The sequence below is a fragment of the Paenibacillus lactis genome (assembly GCF_017873605.1).
GTDB lineage: Bacteria > Bacillota > Bacilli > Paenibacillales > Paenibacillaceae > Paenibacillus_AQ > Paenibacillus_AQ lactis.
In genome coordinates this window covers 447,593-468,438 of sequence record NZ_JAGGKI010000001.1, presented here as the reverse complement: position 1 = coordinate 468,438, position 20,846 = coordinate 447,593, and the positions used below count along the sequence as shown (strand labels likewise).

The 20,846-nt window shown below is 51.0% G+C and carries 22 protein-coding genes and 2 riboswitches; of the genes, 15 read left to right on the top strand and 7 right to left on the bottom strand.

The window, feature by feature from the left end; translation table 11 throughout:
* Positions 1–24 precede the first annotated feature (24 nt).
* A complete protein-coding gene (locus tag J2Z18_RS01890; protein ID WP_007129033.1) occupies positions 25–1,239 on the bottom strand; it encodes an MFS transporter in 1,215 nt (404 codons plus the stop codon).
* Positions 1,240–2,392: 1,153 nt separating this feature from the next.
* On the opposite strand from J2Z18_RS01890, the gene J2Z18_RS01885 reads away from it, so the two are divergent.
* The 8 genes from J2Z18_RS01885 to J2Z18_RS01850 all read left to right on the top strand — a co-directional run bounded on the left by J2Z18_RS01885 (position 2,393) and on the right by J2Z18_RS01850 (position 9,586).
* Positions 2,393–2,722 (top strand): ArsR/SmtB family transcription factor, encoded by a 330-nt coding sequence (locus J2Z18_RS01885; protein WP_040738328.1) that lies wholly within the window; start codon positions 2,393–2,395, stop codon positions 2,720–2,722.
* A 26-nt stretch (positions 2,723–2,748) separates the two neighbouring features.
* Positions 2,749–3,261 (top strand): SRPBCC domain-containing protein, encoded by a 513-nt coding sequence (locus tag J2Z18_RS01880; RefSeq protein WP_007129030.1) that lies wholly within the window; start codon positions 2,749–2,751, stop codon positions 3,259–3,261.
* A 204-nt stretch (positions 3,262–3,465) separates the two neighbouring features.
* Positions 3,466–4,527 (top strand): LLM class flavin-dependent oxidoreductase, encoded by a 1,062-nt coding sequence (locus J2Z18_RS01875; protein ID WP_040738327.1) that lies wholly within the window; start codon positions 3,466–3,468, stop codon positions 4,525–4,527.
* Between the two features lie 109 nt (positions 4,528–4,636).
* Positions 4,637–5,227: a TetR/AcrR family transcriptional regulator gene (locus J2Z18_RS01870; protein ID WP_007129028.1), complete on the top strand. Its 591-nt coding sequence runs from the start codon at positions 4,637–4,639 to the stop codon at positions 5,225–5,227.
* Positions 5,228–5,316: 89 nt separating this feature from the next.
* Positions 5,317–6,678: an MFS transporter gene (locus J2Z18_RS01865; RefSeq protein WP_007129027.1), complete on the top strand. Its 1,362-nt coding sequence runs from the start codon at positions 5,317–5,319 to the stop codon at positions 6,676–6,678.
* Positions 6,679–6,734: 56 nt separating this feature from the next.
* Entirely contained in the window at positions 6,735–7,349 is a 615-nt protein-coding gene (locus J2Z18_RS01860; RefSeq protein WP_007129026.1) for an FMN-dependent NADH-azoreductase, read from the top strand.
* A gap of 198 nt (positions 7,350–7,547) precedes the next feature.
* Positions 7,548–7,642, top strand: a riboswitch (cyclic di-GMP riboswitch).
* A 268-nt stretch (positions 7,643–7,910) separates the two neighbouring features.
* A riboswitch (cyclic di-GMP riboswitch) is annotated at positions 7,911–8,005 on the top strand.
* A 156-nt stretch (positions 8,006–8,161) separates the two neighbouring features.
* Positions 8,162–8,890 carry a helix-turn-helix transcriptional regulator gene (locus J2Z18_RS01855; protein WP_007129025.1) on the top strand — a complete coding sequence of 243 codons (729 nt, stop codon included), beginning with the start codon at positions 8,162–8,164 and terminating at the stop codon, positions 8,888–8,890.
* A gap of 474 nt (positions 8,891–9,364) precedes the next feature.
* Positions 9,365–9,586, top strand: a complete 222-nt coding sequence (locus tag J2Z18_RS01850) for an aspartyl-phosphate phosphatase Spo0E family protein (protein WP_007129024.1) — start codon at positions 9,365–9,367, stop codon at positions 9,584–9,586.
* 118 nt (positions 9,587–9,704) lie between these two features.
* Here J2Z18_RS01850 and J2Z18_RS01845 read toward each other — a convergent pair whose 3' ends face one another.
* Positions 9,705–9,950: a hypothetical protein gene (locus J2Z18_RS01845; protein WP_007129023.1), complete on the bottom strand. Its 246-nt coding sequence runs from the start codon at positions 9,948–9,950 to the stop codon at positions 9,705–9,707.
* 249 nt (positions 9,951–10,199) lie between these two features.
* Between J2Z18_RS01845 and J2Z18_RS01840 the strand changes: the two genes are divergently transcribed.
* The 3 genes from J2Z18_RS01840 (at position 10,200) to J2Z18_RS01830 (ending at position 12,685) form a co-directional block, all read left to right on the top strand.
* Complete coding sequence (locus tag J2Z18_RS01840) at positions 10,200–10,628, top strand: MarR family winged helix-turn-helix transcriptional regulator (protein ID WP_007129022.1); 429 nt, start codon at positions 10,200–10,202, stop codon at positions 10,626–10,628.
* Positions 10,621–11,838: an MFS transporter gene (locus J2Z18_RS01835; RefSeq protein WP_100085199.1), complete on the top strand. Its 1,218-nt coding sequence runs from the start codon at positions 10,621–10,623 to the stop codon at positions 11,836–11,838. Before J2Z18_RS01840 ends, J2Z18_RS01835 begins: the two co-directional genes overlap by 8 nt.
* Positions 11,839–12,193: 355 nt before the next feature.
* A complete protein-coding gene (locus J2Z18_RS01830) occupies positions 12,194–12,685 on the top strand; it encodes a DinB family protein (RefSeq protein WP_007129020.1) in 492 nt (163 codons plus the stop codon).
* Between the two features lie 296 nt (positions 12,686–12,981).
* On the opposite strand, the gene J2Z18_RS01825 is transcribed toward J2Z18_RS01830, so the two are convergent.
* The 4 genes from J2Z18_RS01825 to J2Z18_RS01810 form a co-directional block, all read right to left on the bottom strand.
* A complete protein-coding gene (locus J2Z18_RS01825; RefSeq protein WP_007129019.1) occupies positions 12,982–14,925 on the bottom strand; it encodes an FtsX-like permease family protein in 1,944 nt (647 codons plus the stop codon).
* On the bottom strand, positions 14,915–15,676 hold the full coding sequence (locus J2Z18_RS01820) for an ABC transporter ATP-binding protein (RefSeq protein WP_007129018.1): 762 nt from the start codon (positions 15,674–15,676) through the stop codon (positions 14,915–14,917). The genes J2Z18_RS01825 and J2Z18_RS01820 overlap by 11 nt, the downstream gene beginning before the upstream one ends.
* A 224-nt stretch (positions 15,677–15,900) precedes the next feature.
* Positions 15,901–16,905, bottom strand: coding sequence for a sensor histidine kinase (locus tag J2Z18_RS01815; protein ID WP_007129017.1), 1,005 nt, complete (start codon positions 16,903–16,905; stop codon positions 15,901–15,903).
* Entirely contained in the window at positions 16,902–17,591 is a 690-nt protein-coding gene (locus J2Z18_RS01810) for a response regulator transcription factor (RefSeq protein ID WP_040738326.1), read from the bottom strand. Before J2Z18_RS01810 ends, J2Z18_RS01815 begins: the two co-directional genes overlap by 4 nt.
* Before the next feature lie 239 nt (positions 17,592–17,830).
* Between J2Z18_RS01810 and J2Z18_RS01805 the strand changes: the two genes are divergently transcribed.
* The 3 genes from J2Z18_RS01805 to J2Z18_RS01795 all read left to right on the top strand — a co-directional run bounded on the left by J2Z18_RS01805 (position 17,831) and on the right by J2Z18_RS01795 (position 19,809).
* Complete coding sequence (locus J2Z18_RS01805) at positions 17,831–18,076, top strand: helix-turn-helix domain-containing protein (protein WP_007129015.1); 246 nt, start codon at positions 17,831–17,833, stop codon at positions 18,074–18,076.
* Positions 18,077–18,080: 4 nt separating this feature from the next.
* Positions 18,081–18,602, top strand: a complete 522-nt coding sequence (def, locus tag J2Z18_RS01800; RefSeq protein ID WP_007129014.1) for a peptide deformylase — start codon at positions 18,081–18,083, stop codon at positions 18,600–18,602.
* Between the two features lie 229 nt (positions 18,603–18,831).
* Positions 18,832–19,809, top strand: coding sequence for a ring-cleaving dioxygenase (locus J2Z18_RS01795; protein WP_007129013.1), 978 nt, complete (start codon positions 18,832–18,834; stop codon positions 19,807–19,809).
* An 81-nt stretch (positions 19,810–19,890) separates the two neighbouring features.
* On the opposite strand, the gene J2Z18_RS01790 is transcribed toward J2Z18_RS01795, so the two are convergent.
* Entirely contained in the window at positions 19,891–20,310 is a 420-nt protein-coding gene (locus J2Z18_RS01790; RefSeq protein WP_007129012.1) for a YybH family protein, read from the bottom strand.
* Positions 20,311–20,432: 122 nt separating this feature from the next.
* On the opposite strand from J2Z18_RS01790, the gene J2Z18_RS01785 reads away from it, so the two are divergent.
* Positions 20,433–20,774, top strand: coding sequence for a winged helix-turn-helix transcriptional regulator (locus tag J2Z18_RS01785; protein ID WP_007129011.1), 342 nt, complete (start codon positions 20,433–20,435; stop codon positions 20,772–20,774).
* Positions 20,775–20,846: the final 72 nt, after the last annotated feature.

The window sequence follows — 20,846 nt, the reverse complement described above, 5'->3', positions numbered from 1 at the left end:
TTAACTATTCTGGCATACCTCGTCTCATGCCTTCACGGCTGCATCCCCGGTCTTGCGCTCGGAGATATAGCAGGCGAGGCCCAATAAGAAGGCGATTCCCGCCAGAATGGCCCCTACCCAAGGCAGGGCGTTCAGGCTTAGATGCGTGATGACAAGCCCTCCGATGAAAGCCCCGGCCGCATTCCCCAAGTTGCCGGCGGAATGGGAGGAGGTTGAGGCGAGCGCTGGCGCTCCCTGCGCCAAGTTCATCACCCGAATTTGCAGGCCGGGCATGACGGCGAATGAGGCCGCTCCCCACAGCACAATGGTTACCACAGCCAATATCGGCTGGTGAATGGTGAACGTCAGGATCGCCAGGATGACGGCGGTCGCGAAATAGATGCTTAGGATCGAAGGCATGAGCTTCCAATCGGCCAGCTTCCCGCCAACGATGTTGCCCAGCGTAACGCCGCAGCCGAATAAAATGAGGATCCACGTGACGCTTGCCTCCGCGTATCCCGTAATCTCGATCAGCAGGGAAGCGATGTAGGTAAACACCGCGAACAGGCCGGCATTGCCGAGCGCGCCAATGAGCAGAAACAGCGTCAGCTTGGGCTTCAAAAGCTCCTTCACCTGCTGGACAATGCCTGAAGACTGCTCCTGGCGAATCTGCGGAATGAAGATCAGGATGCCGACCAGCGCAAGGACGCCCATGATGGCAATTGCGCCGAAGGAGGCGCGCCAGCCCATCTGTTGACCGATGAAGGTACCGAGCGGGACGCCGATTATATTGGCGATCGTCAAGCCGGCCATCATAATGGAGACGGCGCCAGCCCGTTTGTCCGGGCGAACGAGGCCGGAGGCGATCACCGCGCCGACCCCGAAGAAGGTGCCGTGCGTTAACGCCGTCAGCATCCGGGCGCCCATGAGAACGGCATAATTCGGTGCAAACACGGAGATTCCGTTGCCGAATATGAATAGTCCCATTAGCAGAAGAAGGAGCTTCTTCTGCGGAATTTTATGCGTAAGAATCGTCAGGATGGGAGCGCCGACGGCAACCCCCAAAGCGTACATCGTGATCAGCTGGCCCGCCATCGCGATGCTGACGTTTAGATCTGCGGCGACATTCGGTAGAATTCCCATGATGACGAACTCCGTCATGCCAATCGCAAACGCGCCGACCGTAAGCGATAGAATGGACACGGGAAACGGTTGTTTAATGGATGGATTGCTGTTACTAAGCTGCTGGGATAATGCCATTGTGTTCTGTCAACCTTTCTGCTGCTTCTAATATATTGATAATCCCAATCTTTATAATCGGTTTAAGCAGGCCTGCTACATATTATTTAACGATGATGAAATATAATCAAGTTATTATTTGGAGAGAAGAGCTTGTCCAATCGTTGTACGGGGAGGGTACGGTCGTTTCGACACCGCTAAACGGTTGTGTAAGCCGGTGTACGTTGCTCTTTGGAATTGGCTTGGGGAAGGGAGTGCTGCCGAAGAACAGCAATCCCTTTTTTTGATTCAGGCAATTATTCCATGTTTCGGCATGATCATCGCCAGTCGCGGATACTATGTCGGATCCGGACTATTAAAAGCAAGTAAAGGACTCGATTCTTCTTAAATCAAAGCCCGAGAATACCCAGGTGCTTCCGGTCCACCGGAAACCTGCTACAGAAGTACGTCCTACGAACGTTGGGAAGAACCAAAAGCCCCTCCCGCGTCTAGGCCATATAAACGTGAACCGGAACAGACAGCCCCGAATGGCGCCGGGATCAACCGCAAAGGTTGAAGGGCCAGCTCCGGTGACGGAAGTTGCGGCGGGGTTCTGGGGAATGAACTGGGGAGGAGGGGATGTCGGTCCTTGCTGCATTCCTTGCAGTCCCGGTGGTCCCAACAGTCCTGGCGGCCCAGGCGGTCCTTGGGGTCCTTGCAGTTCTGGTGGTCCTTGCGGCGGCAAAAATGCCATATAACTTCACTCCTTCATGGGATTCATGCTGCCATGCACGGCTTGCAAGAGTCTGCAAACGGCAGTGGCCACCGCTTGGCTACCGGCCCTCTGCAAGCTTGCATCCGTATAGGCAGCAGATACATTCGTTGGTTTGTACAATCCTATACGAATGGTGATTTATGATTTTCATCATATGCTATGCAGAAGCCCATGCAGGTGTGACCGATGTTAATGGAATGGAGAAGCGGGGGGGAAGGAAGGCGAATATAGCGGCTGAATGCATAAGTGATGTGAACAAAATAAATATTCCTTTACAGGAATATTCCTAGTGTGGTATATTCAATTCAAGAACACGGCATAATCAAATAAACGCATCGAGGTGATGTTGGTGGCTGGAATAGACAGTAGACAAAAGCCGTATTCCCCGAAGCTTCGGTTCTATAACCGTCACCACCAGGAATGAAGCAAGCGATATTTAGTGCATTAGCCGAGCCGAGCCGTCTTGCGATTGTAGAGCTGCTCCTCGGAGGTCCGATGACGGTGGGTGATATCGCCGAACGTCTGCAGATTCGCCAGCCTCAGGCTTCGAAGCATCTGAAGGTGCTGCTGGAGGCCGGATTGGTAGAGGTTCAGGCGGAAGCGAACAGGCGAAACTACATGCTTCGCTCGGAGCCCTTTCAAGAGCTGGATGCATGGCTGAATGATTACCGCAGAATATGGAATGAACGTTTTGACAGCTTGGACGCATACTTGAAGAAATTGCAATCGGGCGAGAAGAAGGACCCATAGCCTAACTTAAACTTGAGGAGGAAATGATGATGACAAGCAAAATGATTACCCGAGTGGAAGGACCTGTAATTGTGTTGGAGCGTGTATTCGACGCGCCGCGAGAGCTCGTATTCGAGGTGTTCTCGGACGGGGAGCATCTGAAGCACTGGTGGGGTCCGCGTGGCTGGGAGACAACCGTGTCGAACATGGATTTTCGTCCCGGCGGTTCATGGCATTATTGCATGACGTGCATGGATAAGAATCAAGGAGAATTTTATGGCATGGAGTCATGGGGGAAATCGGTCTACCATGAGATTGAGAAGCCTACCAAAATCGTTTACACCGATTATTTCTCCGATGCCGAAGGCAATACTTCCGAGGAACTTCCAGCGTCCACAACAACGATGACATTCGAGGAGCTGGACGGAAGAACGAAGATCGTCTCCCGGACCGTATATCAATCCGCGGATGAGCTTAAGAAGGTGCTCGAAATGGGCATGGAGGAAGGCATTACGCAAACTTGGGACCGCCTCGAGGAATACTTGCTTGCCAAGAAATAAACCGCATAGGGAGAGACCGGCCTTCGGGAGAAGTGCCGGTCTTTTTTTTGAATCTGTTGATGCCGATAACCTTAGGCTGCAGCCCTGACGTTTTTCCACTTGAAAAAAGATGCGTAAACGTTCAATATAAAGATATATTAACTAAAGAAAATATAGCGTCTGTGAAACATACACATAACGATACGTTACTAGGAGGAACCGATGATGGAAATCGGAATTAGCTCGTTTGTTGAAACCGTGCCGGACGTTCACACCGGCGAATTGATCAGCCACGCCCAAAGGCTGCGCGAGGTCGTGGAGGAAATTGTGCTGGCCGACCAGGTCGGCTTGGATGTATATGGAGTAGGCGAGCATCATCGCCAAGATTATGCGGCCTCGTCCCCTGCGGTCGTGCTTGCGGCTGCTGCCTCCCGGACCAAGTGGATCCGGCTGACAAGCGCGGTGACGGTGCTGTCATCAGCGGATCCGGTACGGGTATTCCAGGACTTCGCCACGCTGGACGCGATTTCGAACGGACGCGCGGAAATCATGGCCGGGCGGGGCTCATTCATCGAATCCTTTCCTTTGTTCGGCTATGATCTTCATGATTACGATGAGCTGTTTGAAGAGAAGCTGGAGCTGTTGTTAAAAATTCGGGAGTCGGAGCGGGTGACCTGGGAGGGCCGGCATCGCCCGGCCATCCATAATCTGGGCGTATATCCGCGTCCTGTGCAGAACCCCCTGCCCGTATGGATCGGCAGCGGCGGCAACTCCGAATCCGTCGTCCGGGCCGGCCTGCTCGGCCTGCCGCTCGTGCTGGCGATCATTGGCGGGAGCCCGCTGCAGTTCGCCCCGCTCGTGAAGCTGTATAAAGAAGCGGCCGCCCATGCAGGGCATGATGTATCGAAGCTTCCGGTCGCCTCGCATTCCCATGGATTTATCGCGGAGGATACGGAGCTTGCCGCGGATAAGTTCTTTCCCTCCACCCAGGCGGCCATGAACGTGCTCGGCCGGGAGCGCGGCTGGGGTTACTATGATCGCGCCCGTTTCGATGCTGCACGCAGCTTCGAGGGAGCCCTCTATGTAGGCGATCCGGAGACGGTCGCTCAGAAGATCATCCATCTTCGCAAGCATGTGGGTATTACCCGGTTTATGCTGCACGTGCCGGTCGGCTCGATGCCGCATGAAGAGGTCATGAGGGCGATCGAGCTGCTCGGTACGGAGGTTGCGCCTCGGGTTCGTTCCGAGATCGACCGGTGGGAAGCGGCCGGCGAGCCGGCGGAGTAAGCAAGCAAATCCAATTAAAATTCCGTTTGACAAATCAGACAATGTAAAATATGATAAGTCCATCGAATGACAGTCAGTACTGACATTCATGTAGGAAGGGGGGACTTTCATGAGTAGAGATCAACATATAAGCAGTGACGACAAGCTGCTGCAGGCCGCAATCGATCTGATATCCCGGAAGGGCTACAACGGCGTCACGACGCAGGAGATTGCCTCGGCAGCCGGGCTCAGCGAGAAGACTCTATTCCGAAAGTTCGGCAGCAAGCGAAATCTCCTGGAGATGGCGTTCGAACGCTATCATTACGGTCAAGAAATGACGAAGCTTTTCGCGGAGAAGCTCACGGGAGAGCTTACTGCGGATCTGATTCTGATCAGCCGGACGTACCATGACTTGATGATCCGGAACCGCAAGCTGATCACGATCAGCATCAAGGAGAGTGATCATCTCCCGGGACTTCGAGAGATGACCAGCAAGCATCCGAAGCAGTTTCTGGACGTGTTGACGAAATATTTTACGATCATGACGGAGAAGGGGAAGCTGGTTGCCGGAGATCCCGAGCTGCGGGCGATCTCGTTTATGATGATGAACTTTGGCGCGTTCATGAACGAGCTGGATTCCAAGGAGATATTTCCTTCCGTAACGCTGGATGACTTTATTGAGGAGAGTGTGCGGATTTTTGCTAGGGCGTTAACCCCCTAGTTTTTTTCAAAGCATACGTCAGTAAGTACTGACAGACATGCTAATCTCGCTGTTTAAAATTTTCTACTCACAAGGAGGGTGAAGCTTTAATGGAGACTCGGAAGCTGATGCGTGTCCTCATGTTCACGCTGTGTCTGTCCGCTATGAGCGGATTGATGTTTAACTTTGTCCTGCCGGACATGCGGGAGGAATTCAGCTTGAGCACCGCTCAGGTTAGCTGGGTAACTTCCTCGTATTCCCTGCTGTACGGGATCGGCACGGTTCTGTACGGGAAGCTGACGGAACGCTACCAGCTCAAAAATTTGCTGTCATTCGGTCTGCTGCTGTTCGCGGCCGGCTCTCTGGTCGGCCTCGTCTCCCAGGCATTCTGGATGGTCCTTGCCGCAAGATGCCTTCAGGCGATCGGCGCGGCGGCGATACCGGCGGCGGCAACGCTTATACCGATTCGCTACTTCCCGCCGGAGCGAAGAGGAGCAGCCATGGCGACAGCCTTTATTGGATTGTCCATCGGCAGCGCGCTTGGGCCGGTGGTGTCCTCGCTAGTGGCCGGCTTTGCTCATTGGCGCTGGCTGTTCAGCATCCCTTTGCTGATTCTCATCACGCTTCCTTTTTACCGGAAATATCTGAAGGACGAAGACCCTCAGTTTCCAGGATCATTCGACCTGCTGGGAGGCGGCCTGCTGGCTGTCGCGATCACTTGTCTGCTGCTGGGAATAACGAACGGAATCTGGTGGCTTCCGCTAGCCGGACTGCTGGTAGCCGCGTTGTTCATTGTCCGGATTCATCGTGCATCCGTCCCGTTCGTGAGCCCGGTTTTGTTCCGGAATCAAGAGTATTCGGTTAGGCTTGTCATCATGTTTCTGTTCAGCGGCGCGGCCTTTGCGCTGCATTTTCTAAGCCCGTTGCTGCTGGCAGAGATTCATGCGCTGCCTCCAGGTTGGATCGGATTTGTCATGGTGCCGGCCGCCGCGGCCTCCGCTCTGCTCGGGAAGACAGGGGGAAAGCTGGCCGATGCCAAAGGGAACACGGATCTGTTTCTAACCGCCATGATTATGTTGGTCGCTTGCTTTGTACTCTTATCCACGTTCTCCGCCATTTCAGCCGTCGCGGTTGCTCTCTTCCTGATTCTAGGTAATGTCGGGCAGACGTTCGGGATGATTGCACTATCCAACTCCGTCTCCCTTAGCTTAGCGAAAGAGCAAGCCGGCATCGGGATGGGATTGATGCAGATGCTGAATTTTATTTCGGCGGGGATCGCTTCCGGTGTGTACGGAACAATGCTCGATATCCGCTCCGAGGTATCGTGGAACCCCTTGTATGCCTATGCCGAGGGGCAGGTTTACAGCAATATTTATTTGGTGCTAGCCGGGCTGCTGCTCGCCATGCTGATGTTCTATTCCCTACGGTTCGGGAAAACGGAGCACGGTCATATAAGAGCGGCGGGAAGCTGATATCGCATGCTTTCGAGTCCATTCATTACAAATAGGAAATATAGGAGGAGATTCTAATGACAACCACTTTATTCATTAAAGCCAACAACCGCCAAGGGGCCGTCACAAGCAGATTATACGACGCATTTTTCAATAGCTACCGCGAGGCACATCCGAATGATGCGGTGGTTGAGGTCGACCTGTATCAGGAACGCATTCCCCTTCTGGACGACATTATGATTAGCGGGAATTTCAAGTCAGCCATGGGCATGGAGCTTTCGGAGGAAGAGCAGGCCGTTCGGGACATCGTCAACCGGCACTTGGAGCAATTTCTTGCCGCCGACAAATTGGTGTTTGCCTTCCCGCTCTGGAATCTGACGGTTCCTGCAGTGCTGCATGCCTACCTGGACTACATGCATCATCCGCGTAAAACGTTCAAATATACGGAGCAGGGCTTGGTCGGTCTGTTGGGTGACAAAAAAGCAGCACTGCTGAATGCTAGAGGCGGGATCTATGCGGAGGGCGATCCATCCGAGATGGCGGTCAGCTTCGTAAAAAATCATCTCAACGTGTTCGGGATTACCGACATTACTACGATTATCATTGAGGGGCATAATCAATTCCGGGATCGAAGCGAGGAAATCATTGAGGAAGGCCTTCGGCGGGCAGCCGAAGCGGCAAAGCTTTTTTAAATCATGGAGAAGCTGGTTATTTTGACATATTACACGCTCTGCTAGTTACTTTGTGACAAAAAATTACAAAATCCAGCAGGAAATTGTCGGGAATTTGAGTCATGAAGCCTATATTCAATGAAAAACAATGTAAGTTATAGTTTGATTAGGTCATTCATTCAGAACTATATGTTGTATCTTTCGACAATTGAATCGTTCGTACGATAATCGCAAACCCACTGAAAAGTGGCGACGCAAAGCTATAGGGGCTAATGGGGTTCTGCATAGAACCGCGATGCCAGCCAGTTGCCGAATACGACGGAAGCCTCCGTCACTTCTTGCTAGTTACTACCTATGTCTACAAGCTGACGGAGGCTATTTGTTGTTCACAAATTTTTATAGGGAGGCTCCTGCAGTAACTGCCTGTTCCTTAAAAGTTACGGTCAATTGCCTGAAAGGAGGTGAATGATGCGGAACATGATTTCCCGCAGCGCGGTATAACTACAGCAGTTCGACTCTCAGCGGATAACAAGGAATATTCATGCGGCAGCGTCTTTGACAGCAAACCAATCGAATCGTTTCGTACGATAATAGCAAACCCACTGAAAAGTGGCGACGCAAAGCTATAGGGGCTAATGCGAATCTGCTAAGATACGTGATGCCAGCCAGTTGCCGAATACGACGGAAGCCTCCGTCCTATTTTGCTATGGTAATCTTCATGGATGGAGGTTTTTTATTTTTCGCTAAGAGCTACCGAATCTTCACAGCGGCGATAAATAGGAGATCGATTTCATTATTAATCACTTATTCTTAACAAGGAAGAAGGGAAAATAATGGGCCAAAGAACATTGCTGAAAGTAAACGATCATTTTCCTAATATCCTCAGCATCTCTGAAATTAAAGAAAGGCTGATCGAGCGAAAAGAAATCCTGTATCTGTTGCAAGAGGAAACCAGGAATATGAACGATTTGCTGTCTATACCTTATTTATTTGTGATTGCGGACCCAGAGGGAACCGTTATCGATTATTGCGGGACGGAGCTGTTAAAAGGTTATTTTGAAAGAAATCATTTGAAAATCGGAACATCTTCTGCTATGAACAAGGCGGGAATCAATGCCATTGCGTTATCCATGGAAAATCAATCGGTCTCAGTCGTAATCGGCGCCGAGCACAGCAATAAATTGTTTGCAGAGCTGTCCTGCGTTTGCACGCCAATACGAATAAATCATGTTATTATAGGCTACCTCAGCCTCTGTTTTCATTACTTTCACGAGGTTACATTTGTACTGCCCCTCATTGAACATCTGGCCAAAAATATTGAAGAAAAGTTACCCCAAAAGGATCCCATGCTACAAAAAGAGCTGACCTACTCACTCTTTGACCAATATGAATTAACAAACCGCGAGAAAGAAATCGCCTACGAATGGCTGGAAAATAAAAACGTGCCTGAAATTGCGGATATTTATGGAATCAGTCAAAGCACGGTCCGTACTTTCATCAAAAAGATATACGCCAAAACGAGAGTCAATCATAAAGGGGCATTCCTAAGAAAATTTACATGAAGATATAGGCAATACACAAGCACTAATTACCCAATTATGGGTATTTTATTTATTAAAGTAAAATTTTATAATTATAGGCAAGCCACTGATGACAGATAGTTAAAATTTAAACTAATTCATAATTCGTACAATCTATCGCAAACCCATCGAAAGGGTGGTGACGCGAAGCTGCAGAGGCTGTTGTGGACGCTCATATGCAACCACGATCCCTGCAATTGGCCGAATACGACGGAAACCTCTGATCCGCCATGCGACAACGATTGAATAGGGAACTGTTTATTTTAGATAACCCTGCTGACCTGACGCCGCTGCAGAAACTGAATCGGGTAGCCTTCAACATTTCATGAAGAGGAGCATGCTTTAACGGTTTGTTCGTTTAGGAATGAGCGATCAACTCTCTGTTTGAGAAGGTTTGCCGCAAAAACGTTGGCAGCTGTCATAAATCACTTGCTACGATGGGGGTGGGTGGATGTGATGGTTTCTATAGAGAACGAACTGAAGCATGTATCCGACGAGCTCGAATATCTCAGGAGGGAACTTGAGCGAATGGCCGGCAGTCTTGAATTCGTACATCAAGATGTTGTCGCACTTTCGCAGTCGTTCGATAAGCTGATTGTCCGTTACATGGAATTAAAAAGCCATGAGGAAGAGATCAATAGAAAGTGCGCAAAGTTAAATAAACCAAGCCATGAGTAATAAGTCCTCCATAAAAAATAGAACCCCGGATGTCGATTCTCGACCTTCTGGGGTTATTTGCTTAAAGATATGGTGCTTCCAGCTTTAAGGGAAGCCATTTCAAGTCAGGTGCTTGGATTCAATCATTTTTCTGTACGAGCGAACAGCTGCTCCAATTATCCATTGTAATGTACCCGCGCCTAACAAGCGCGAAAATCGTATTGGTTCGGCAATACCATTCCAAGTTGGGTACAGATGGCGAATCACCGCTTGCCTTCGTCAAGACACCCTCATACGTCCAGTATCCGCCTTTCTTCCAGCGGACAAGTCTCCCATGCTTCTTGGCCTGTTCCAGCGCTTCTTGTTGTATTTCCGATAACGTCAATTCATCCTCACCACACAAATCCTGTAATATCTGTCTAGAAGACGGATGGAATATACCAATTAAATCATATGAATCTGAATATATTCTGAATAACCTGTGTTGAAAAACGGTCGATGGGCATTGTTAGGTGAACTGATGCATCGTCGAGTAAAAGGATCAGAATACCAGACATTATGTCTGGACATTTTCGGAACACTACTCTATAATCAAATAGTTACCTTGAGTAACCAATTGGATGGAGGTTTCCCCATGAGCACCCACCGACATTTTTTTCAGCAGTACTTCAGACTGTACCGCCCGTTCGTCAATGAACTGAACCGGCGGCTCGAGGTTTTTGGGCTGTATTATGCCCAGTGGTCGATCATGTATTATCTGGACGCGAACCAATCGATGACCTTGGTGGAATTGTCCAAAGTTTTGTATGTAGAGAAGCCCACGGTGACTAGAACGGTGAACGCATTGATCAAGTTGGGTTATGTGGAGCAGATCCCGGCATCGGACAAGCGGGAGAAGCGAATCCGTTTATCAAGTAAGGGCATCGATGTCGCGTTGCAGATTCGTCAATTATTCGATGACTACGAGATGGAGATTATGGAAGGTGTCTCCGCTGAGGAACAAGCCAGCGTCATCCGTGTCATGGAGACAGTCAGGGATAACATTATAAGAAAAGGTGATTAACTTGCAGCAAGAAAACTCCCAAGATCGTTTATGGAGCAAGGACTTTTTGATTGTGTTCGGCGTCAATTTCCTGCTCTTTCTTTGTTTTTATCTATTGGTTGTTATTATGCCCACTTATGCAGCTGAGGAATTCCATGCATCGACTGGAATGGCCGGCTTTGCTTCCAGTATCTTCGTGGTGGGGGCGCTGATCGGGCGGCTGATCGGAGGCAGCATTATCGAGAGGGTCGGACGAAGACCGCTGCTGTTGACCGGATTGGTCTCATTCAGCGTCTTAATCGGTTTGTATTTCATCATTAACAGCTTAGCGGTGCTGCTCATCGTCCGTTTCCTCCACGGCCTGGCCTTCGCGCTGGCCTCTACCGCGACCGGCACGATTGCCGCGAGCTTGATTCCAAACTCGAGAAGGGGTGAAGGGACAGGTTATTATGGTGTCAGCATCATCATTGCATCGGCAATCGGCCCTTTCATCGGACTTATGATTCTGGAGCATGCCTCCATGACAGGCAATTTTGTCCTTTGTGCAATCCTGGGCGTGCTCTCATTGGTATCCTCGTTATTCATGCGCATTCCGAAGCTGGTGCTCACCGCCGAACAGGCACGGGAGATGAAGGGCTTCCGGCTATCCAACTTCATTGAGCTCAAGGCGCTTCCGATTTCGATCATAAGCTTTGTGATGGGCTTTGGATATTCGAGCATTTTGTCGTACCTGAAGATCTTTGCGGGGGAAATCGGGCTGGTGGAAGCGGCAACCTACTTCTTCATCGTGTATGCGATCGTGGTGATTCTGTCCCGGCCGTTTACCGGACGCTGGTTTGACCACCGGGGAGCGAATGTTGTGATGTATCCGGCTATCGTATCCTTTGCGATCGGGATCCTGCTGCTCGGTCTGGCACATCATGGAATAACCCTTCTGCTGTCCGCGGTGTTCGTAGGCCTCGGATACGGCACGACACAGTCCAGCTCCCAGGCGCTCGCCATTAAACGCTCTCCGGCGCACCGGATCGGTCTTGCAACATCGACCTTTTACATTTTTGTGGACGTCGGCATCGGGTTCGGTCCGCTCCTTCTTGGCTTCCTTACGCCGCTGGCAGGGTTCCGGGGCATGTACATGACCATAGCGGTCCTGCTGGCGCTGTCGGTGATTCTGTATTATTTCCTCGTCGGGAAACGAGAAAGCCGAGAGAAGGCTGCCCGAACGGCTGCCTAACCAAGATTCGTATTCAGAGAAGCTTAGGTGACGGCTCCTTGGCCTTGGATTTGGCACGACAAGGTTCCAGTTCCAGACGCTCGCCATTAAACACTCTCTGGCCCACTTAGAGCCGTCTTAAGCCTGTAGATTAACCTCCGTAAGGAGCAGATCTGCAGGCTTTTTCTGTTGTACCCCATGTCCTAACCGGGATGCATAAGGAAAGTAAACAAGGGGGTTGTGGCTTAAGTGGTAGCTCTTCAGGAAAAAACGTTTATAGTCGTTTCATCCGATCTCCGCACACATGACCTGTTATACAATGAATAATGATTGTCTGTGCGTCTCATTTATTTTTTCGTGGAGGAGTGAGGCATTTATGGCGCATGCAAGTGAGGTGTTAAGAAATCAGCTGCTCGCGGGTGCGAATGATCCGAGCTGGTATATTCCCTTCCAGCAGTCCACCCGGGATCTGACGGAGGACGAGGCGTTCTGGACGCCGGCGAACGACAGTCACAGCATTGCAGAGATCGTTCAGCATCTGCTCTATTGGAATGAAACGTGGCAGACCCGGTACAGGGAAGAACGTATGGATGCGGTGCCTGCAATTGAAGACAATAATCTCAGCTTTCTCCTTCCGGATCATGTGACGTTTGCCGAGCTAAGGAAACGACTGCTGGAGGTTTTACTAGGATGGCAGCCGCTGCTGTCCGAGTCTGCGGATACCCTGGAGAAGGATGTTAGCGGTTTTCCGGAGCCGGCCAAGTGGTGGGAGATCATCAGCAACGCTGCAACACATAATGCTTATCATATCGGCCAGATTGTTTACATCCGCAAGCTGCAGAAGAGCTGCAGGGCGCTGGATTGGTAATGTTAGAGGAGGGGTGTTCTCAGCACTGCACATGCGGATTGTACTTCCGATCCCTCTTATCCCCGGGTTTCCTCTAATCCCATTTCGTTTGCTGAAGTCAGGGGATAAAGGGGAACGCTCCGCTTCTAATGATTCTTAACTTGAAAAAATGAACCTTCAAGCGAAAATAAAGCCAGCTTCGGGCTCAACCGAAACTGGCTTTCTATATGATTTAGCTAACCTTCTTCATTCTATTAACTTGAACAAACCCAGACGCTCGAAGAACCCTCAAACTTGCTTGTATATTGTTCCCCTACTTAAAGCGCCTCTTTAATGACTCGCTTGTAGAACATCACGGACAGCAGGCCGAAGATGGAGTACAGCGCCGTGTACAGCAGCATGACGATAACCATTGGAGTCCAAAGTTCGGTTCCAAAGAAGAACCAGCCCGATTTAACCGCAAAGTAGCTGTGCGACAATCCCACAATCAGCGGAATGCCGAAGTTAAAGAGCTGCTTGAACTGAATGCCCCGGAGCAGATTTCCCTGAGTGTACCCGAGCTTACGCAGAATCGTGTAGGTCGGCTTCTCTTCCTCGCCTTCATCCATCTGCTTAAAGTACAGGATACAACCGGAAGTAATAAGGAAGGTTAGGCCAAGGAAGCCAACGATAAACATGATTAGCCCCATGTTGATCTTCTGGTCCGTGATCATCCCGATTTGGGAGAAATTACCGGGATGTTCCCCAATCCCCAGATCCATGTATACTTGGTTCGCCTGATTGATGGCCGCTGGATCTACGATATCGATGCCATGGTAGACAGTCGTTCCCTTCTGGATCTTGGGATCGAGATCCTGCATTAACCGTTCAAATACGGTTTGGTCGACAATGGCGGTCGGCAGGCCGCCGTTGGAAAAATTAACCGAGATGTAGGAGTCCTTGTTCGTTCCGATCAGCTGTTGCGGAATGCTCTCCTTGCTTCCGCTAAGCTCAATCTGTCCTGTGGCCTGAATGGACATGAACTGCTGGATCGCATCGCTTGAACCCGTAAACAGCGTTTCTTCCGGGGATAGGTCCACGTCTTTAATTCCTTCATCACTGATGACCCCGATGATCATGGAGCCGGTCTGTCCCGTTTCTTCAAAGCTGGAACCGATAATCCTGGAGACGTCGACGTCCACCTGAATCACGTCCCGATCGGTCTGCTTGAATTCAATATCCGCCTCCGCAAGCGCATGCGTGAAGGCTGCAAGATCGTCCTGTACCGCGATGGCAAAATGATTCGGAACGCTTTGCTGCGCCGACTTCTCCGCCGAATAATACGAGATGTAGCTTAGCGACAGCAGCCCGATGGCGAGCGCTGAGACGGTTGTGATAATGGTGAGCAGCAGGGCGTTCGACTTCATCCGGAACATGATCGAGGAGAGCGAGAGCACCTCGTTCACCGACAGATACCCGCCCTTGCTCTTGCGGATCAGATTGAAAATAAAGCTGACCGATCCCTTGTAGAACAGGTAGGTTCCGATAATGACCGACCCAAGAATGAAGACCATCGCCATAAACAATTCATTCATGTTTGTGAAATCACCGCTGAACAGCTTGGTGGATACATAGTAACCGACCAGGATGAGCCCGACGCCGAGCAGCCCGAGAATCATCTCGCCAACCGACATTTTCCGGACGCGGTTCTCGGTGGTCGATACGACCCGGAAGAGCGACAGGATGCTCTGTCCCTTAATGAATGTGAAATTCATGACCATGATCAGAATGTAGATGGCGGCGAATACGATGGCCGTCTGGATCAAGGCTTGGCTGGAAAATCTAAGGGTGGCCTCGCTTTCGACGCCGGTCACCTTGAACAGAATCATCAGGATCAGCCGGGAAGCGGCGAAGCCGGCAAGAACGCCAATCACCATCGAGCCGAAATACAGGATCAGATTTTCCGCGCTCAGGATCCTGAAGATTTTTCCCTTGGTGAGCCCGATCAGCTGGAACAGCCCGATCTCCTTGCTTCGGCGTTTGATGAATATCGTATTGGCGTAGAGCAGGAAGATGGCGACAATTGCTACCAGCAGCACCGAGGCGGCCCCGAGTCCGGCGGCTCCTTTCACCGAGCCCTTCACTTCATCCATGGATGGATCGTACTGCAGCGTAACGAAGGAGAAGTACAAGCCGACACTGAAAATCAGCGCGAAAACGTACAGATAATAATTTTTAATATTTTTCTTCAAATTACGGTAGATCAGATAATTAATGTTCATGCTGCACACCGCCCAGCACGCCTTGGGTTTTGATAATATCGTTGAAGAACGCTTGTCTCGACTGCTCGCCCTTGTTCAGCTGCGTATAGATTTGACCGTCTTTGATAAAGACGACCCGGCTGCAGTAGCTGGCTGCGCCTGGATCATGGGTCACCATGATGATCGTCGAGTGGATCTTCTGGTTCAAATCGCTCAGCTTGTTGAGCAGGTCCGAGGCCGATTTGGAATCCAGCGCCCCGGTCGGTTCATCGGCGAATATAATGCTCGGATCATGGATGAACGCCCGCGCCGCCGAGGTCCGCTGCTTCTGACCGCCGGAAATTTGGTTCGGATATTTATCCTTGAGGTCATAGATTCCAAGCTCTGTCGCAATCCGCTGGAATTTCTGATCGGCCTCCTTCTTGGATACCTTCTTGATGGACAGCGGGAGCAGGACATTTTCCTTGACGGTCAGGGTATCGAGCAGATTGTAATCCTGGAAAATAAAGCCCAAGTGATGCTTCCGGAACTCCGCAAGCTCCTTCTCCTTCATGCCGGTAAATTCCTTACCCTCGATTTTGATGCTGCCGAGGCTGACTTTATCGATAGAGGACAGTACGTTCAGCAGCGTGGTTTTCCCGGAACCGGAGGCGCCCATGATGCTGACGAATTCTCCTTTGTCCACGTTGATGTCGATGCCCTTCAGAACTTCCTGTTTATTGAATTTGTTGCCGTAGCTTTTATGGATTTGATGTGCTTCAAGAATGGCCACGTTTTTCTTCACTCCTTTGTCGTATGGATACCGGGGGGCTTTAGAGCTCAGCACTCCAAGAAGCCCAACTGGTCTCCCATGGAAAATAACCTGGCAGATGTGCCCTGAGCATTCATCACACCGATCGGCCTCCGGTTATTTTCTTGTTGTCCTTATCATAAAGGAGGAGGCAGGGCTTTTCCTTCGATTCGGCGAACAAAGCGCAAAAGCATGTGACATTGTTGTCACATGCCGGTAATATGGACGATTTCATTCTTCTTCGGGAAGATGAGCGTGAAGATACTCCCTTCTCCGGGCGTGGATACGACGCGAATGCGGATGAAGAGAGCATCCGCTACCTTTTGCGTCAAATACAAGCCCATGCCCGTTGCCGCGCTGTCATGGTGCTGGGTCGTAGAGGTGAAGCCCTTGTCGAAAATGCGGGGCAAATCCTTCGGATCGATGCCGCGGCCGAAATCCTGAATGGTCAGCTGTGCATGTCCATCGACCAGGACGCTTTCAATGATAATGTCCGAAGCTTCGCTGTATTTGACGGCATTGGTCAGCAGCTGCCGGATCATGAAGCCAAGCCATTTGGCATCGGTCAGCACTTCCGTAACCTCCAGGGAGACATCAAAGCCGATGCCCTTTTGGAGGCACCAGGATTTGAGCGCCCGGATTTCATTGTGGATGATCGGCTCCAAAAGCGCGGTTTCGATAAACAGATCGTTCTCGATGAACGGGATGCGCTTCTGATGCAGCTGTTGATCCAGCAGCAGGTGGATGCGGAGCCATTCGTACATGAGCCGGGACTTAAGCGTTTCATCCTCCATGCGTTCAATGATTAATTGCATCGTGGTCAGCGGAGTCTTCACCTCGTGAATCCAGGACATGATTTCGTCCTTCTCCTGCTCCATCTCCATGCGGCGCATGGAGGATTCACGCTTGAAGCGTTCAGTCTGCAGCGTGAGCATCTCCATAGCGAGCGTTTCGAACGGAAGCTCCGGCTGATCGATTGCGGCCAAGTCATAAGTGTCGTCCCACGCCTCCAGGCTCTTGTAGAACCTCGTCTCCCGGTTGTAGCGCACGGCCAGAAACACGATGAACACCAGCGTGGACAGGAAGGCGATGTAAAGGATCGGCTGGAAGGGAATGGCGTTGTCGATCGCGGCAACGAACAGGAGCAGCACCTGCAGGCACACAAACAGCAGAATCCAGCTCAGCCGTTCTCTCAAATAGGCACGGATCATGAATGAACCTCTTCCGTTGCCATATAGCCTTGCCCGACCTTGGTTTCAATATAGGTGTCAAGCCCAAGCGGTTCCAGCTTTTTGCGCAGCCGGTTCACGTTCACCGTCAAGGTGTTGTCGCTGACGAAATGCTCGTTGTCCCATAGGCTCTTGATCAGATCTTCCCGGCTGATGATCTGATTTTTGCGCTCAATCAGCATTTTCAAAATGAACATCTCGTTCTTCGTTAATTCCACGGATCCCGAAGGGCTCGTAACCATGTTTTTCACATATTCAACCGTAGCTCCGCGCCAGGTTCTCAGCTCTGTGCGTTCGGTGTTGTAGTTGTACACACGGCGGAGCGTAGCTTGAATTTTGGCGATAAGAACCTCGAAGTGGAACGGCTTCTGGATGAAGTCATCGGCTCCAAGCTGCATGGACATGACCATATCGGTCGGATGGTCGCGCGAGGACAGAAAAATAATCGGCACGTTCGAATGGGAACGAATCATGCGGCACCAGTGAAAGCCGTCATATTTCGGAAGCTGAATATCGATGATCACCAGATCCGGCTGCACGGCCGTAAATTCCTGAAGCACGCTCCCGAAATCATGGATTCCGTATACGTCGTACGACCACTGGGTCAGACGTTCCTTGACTTCATGGAACAGGGTCGCATCGTCTTCGATCAGCATAATTTTGAACAAAGGAGTCACCACACTTTATGTATTCGGCTTGTTTCTTTCAGTGTATATCAAAAAGGCGTGTTGTGCTATTGACGAAGGTGCTCAGGAACAGTAGATCGGCCTTGGCTGACTGCTTCCTAAATGGCTAAGCCCGTTTGTGTGAGGAGTAAGATGACTTTGGGGTTGCCGAATTAGGCGCTGCCTAATAAAATTAGGTAATACCTAATATTTTGTGAATGTTGGATGGGGAGGTGGAGCATTTGCTTGAATGGATGCTGCGAAGCGTTATGGCCCAGCGCGGAATCTGGTCGGGCGCAGCTTTGGCGAGACTGCTGCAAGAGAAGGCGGACTACCGTCTTTCAGCGGCTTCCATCAGTGCCTTGCTGTCGGACCGGCCCAAGCAGATGAAGGTGGAGACATTGGATGCCCTGTGCACGGCACTGGAATGTACGCCGAGCGACTTATGGGTCCATACACCGACACCTTCAAAGATAAAGGAGGCGTAACACCATGGCGGTAAAACCGATTGTGCCATTTGGCGATCCCATTCTGCGCAAGACGGCGAGGCCCGTTGAAGCGGTGAATGAAAGAACACTGAAAATTTTGGATGATCTCGTGGAGACGCTGTATGATGAGGAAGGCCGCGCTGGTCTTGCCGCGCCCCAGATCGGGATTTTGCGCCGATTGCTGGTCATGGATTGCGGCGAAGGGCTGATCGAGCTCATCAACCCTGAAATCGTGGAGATGGACGGGGAGCAGACAGGGCCCGAGGCGTGCCTGTCCTATCCGGGCTACTACGGATATGTGAAGCGGGCGGACCACGTGAAGGTGAAGACGCTCAATCGGCAGGGCGAGACGGTCATTTTGGAAGGAGAGGGCTATCTGGCCCGGTGCATGCAGCATGAGATTGACCATTTGAACGGAATCCTGTTTGTCGATCACGTTCAAGACGGCTGGCTGTATCATGAAGAGACGAACCGCAGAATCGAGCTGCTGCCCGTGATCAGGCTGACCAATTCGGGGGTTGTATAAATAGAATAAGCATGTTTCTAGGTAAGGGATTCAAGATGATTCCTGTACCGGTAATGGGCAGGAGTCATCTATTTTTTGTTTAACGATATAATTGGTTTCGGTGTTCATGTTGACGGCAGATCGCATCCGTGCTACAATTATCTTAAATTAAAGATATATGAATTAGAAATAATAAATCGTTGTCGTGTTGTACACACTGCCTAACATATGAGATGGAGGAATAGAAACCATGAATGGATTAAAAGGAATACATCATGTCACAGCCATAACCAGCAGCGCCGAGAAGAACTATGAGTTCTTCACATATGTTCTGGGGATGCGCCTTGTGAAGAAGACGGTCAATCAGGATGATATCCAGACGTACCACTTGTTCTTTGCCGATGATACGGGAAGCCCGGGAACGGATATGACGTTCTTCGATTTTCCCGGCATCCGGAAGGGCACGCACGGAACCGATGAGATCTACAGAACCTCGTTCCGCGTGCCGAGCGATGCGGCGCTGGAATACTGGGTGAAGCGGTTTGACCGGATGAAGGTGAAGCACCAAGGCATTCAAGAGCTTTTCGGCAGAAAAAGACTCTCCTTCGTCGACTTCGACGATCAGCAGTATCAGCTTGTGTCCGATGAATTGAACGAAGGCATTGCCTCCGGCACGCCTTGGCAGAAGGGCCCGATTCCGCTGGAATATGCCATTACCGGACTTGGACCGATCTTCGTCAGGGTCTCGAATTTCGAATACTTCAAGGAAATGATGGAGAAGGTTCTGGAATTCAAGGAGATTGCGAAGGAAGGCTCGCTTCATCTGTTCGATGTTGGCGAAGGCGGCAATGGCGCCCAAGTGATTGTCGAGTATAACGCCGTGCTTCCACGGGCCCAGCAGGGATTCGGTACGGTCCACCATGCGGCCTTCCGGGTCGAGGACCGGTCGGTCCTGGAGCATTGGATTCAACGGCTGGATCAATTCCAGTTCCATACCTCCGGCTTCGTCGACCGCTACTTCTTCCAATCGCTCTATGCCCGCGTCGCTCCGCAAATTTTGTTCGAATTTGCCACGGACGGCCCAGGCTTCATGGGCGACGAGCCGTATGAGACACTGGGCGAGAAGCTGTCGCTGCCGCCGTTCCTTGAACCGCAGCGGGAGCAGATCGAGCAGCTGGTGCGGCCGATTGATACGGTGCGCAGCACGAAGGAACTCGTGAAGGAATAATAGAATGAATGTTGCAGCAGCGAAAAGCCGTCTTCGGCTCGTTTAACGAGTCAGGGCGGCTTCTTTTTCGCTCAAGTGATGTCATTTGCTTGGGAGAAGCTCCAGCGGTCCGGACCCAAAGGGATGGTCGACAAGGTAAAGCCAGTGACCTTCCGGCTGCTGCCTGACGATTTCCGAGGTATGGCCTTGCAGCAGCAAGGGCTCTCGGTCCGGTCCTGTCGAATGCAATGTGAAGTGCGCACGCAAAAGCGCCATATTTTCAAAGGGGATACAGTACACATTGGTTGAGGTCATGGTGCCTCCAAGCTGAAGCAGCTCCTTGAGGCTCGCACGGAAGGACTCGAGACCGATCTCCAAGGCTCCGCTTGGGTGCACGTGAATGCTCCCGGGCTCATACAGCGCAAGCAGCCGTTTAAGCTCTCCTGAATTATAGGCGTCGGCAAAAGCCGCATTCATCTCTTCCGGCCGAAGGACAGGCTTGTCTGGAAACGGTGATTTCATTGGATCTCCTCTTTCGTTATGATGGTTATAGTCACAGCTTATCGAAATAAGAGCTGCGCAGGAAGTACGCAGTAATTCATAACATAGTCATCTAAAAATGACAGAGGAGGTTGTCGAGCACCATGCCTTATGAAGACGAGGTTTACGGCTGTCCCGCCGATGTCGGCCTGCAGATGATCAGCGGAAAGTGGAAGCCCCGCATTTTATATGAGCTGTTTCAAGGAACACGGAGATTCGGCGAGCTGCAAAGGGCGATCCCGGATGTATCGCGGCATGTACTCACGGTCCATCTGAGGGAGCTGGAGCATGGCGGCATCGTCAGCAGAACGGTTTATGCTGAGGTTCCGCCGAAGGTGGAATACACGATGACGGAATACGGCCGAAGCTTTGAACCGGTCCTTGAAGCACTAGTTCACCTGGGTGAAGCATATATCGCATCGCGCAAGGACGAGCATGAATCTTAAACAAGGCTTCTTTTTTCCCATAGACCCTAGCCTGCACACCCGCCCCGCGGTTAAGTACATGAATTTCGGTTT